The following is a 767-nucleotide window of genomic DNA, read 5'->3' on the forward strand; positions in this document are numbered from 1 at the left end:
CCCAGGATTTCTATGCGCGCTTGCGGGAGATGACGGACCAAGAGCGCAATAGAATCAACATGACGCGCATCAGTTTCATCAATCACCTTTACGGTGATGAAACCCTGAATCGTTTGCAGCGTCAGGATGCGCGTTTTATCAATACCGCGTTCACGGTCACCTTGCTGGGGGCGGTGGCCTCGGATCAGATTGACGATGGCCGCGTGCTCAGTGGCGTGGGCGGGCAATATAACTTTGTCAGCCAGGCCCATGAGCTGGAAGGCGCACGTTCCATTCTGATGGTGCGGGCGTGGCGTGAACGCGGCGGCGAAGCCATGAGCAATGTGGTGTTCAGCTATGGCCACAACACCATTCCCCGGCACCTGCGCGATATGGTGGTTACCGAGTATGGTGTGGCGGATCTGCGTGGCAAGACTGATGAAGAAGTGGTGATGGCCATGTTGAACGTGGCCGATAGCCGTTTCCAGGTGGAGCTGATGGAACAGGCCCAGGCGGCGGGCAAGCTGCGCCAGGATTATCAGATTCCGGAAGCGCACCGGCGTAACAATCCTGAACATTTACACGAGATAGCCGAGCGTTGTGGCAAGCCGAGCTTCCCTGTTTTCCCGCTGGGTACGGATTTCACCGAGGTGGAGCAGCGCTTGATGATGGCGCTCACCTGGTTGAAAGAGAAAGTCAGTCACAAGGAATATCTGAAGCTGGGCCGCAAAGCCTTGTTCCACGAAGGAAGCCCGACAGAGTTTGCCGCTCCACTGGAGCGTATGGCG

Annotated in this window: 1 protein-coding gene; it reads left to right on the forward strand. The window is 57.0% G+C overall.

The genetic code is table 11. The annotated features are described in order from the left end of the window. Positions 1-29 precede the first annotated feature (29 nt). Positions 30-767 (forward strand): acetyl-CoA hydrolase/transferase C-terminal domain-containing protein (locus A3730_RS27640; protein WP_369819137.1); only part of this gene is annotated, 738 nt, incomplete at its 3' end.

The sequence above is a fragment of the Alcanivorax sp. HI0044 genome (assembly GCF_001634945.1).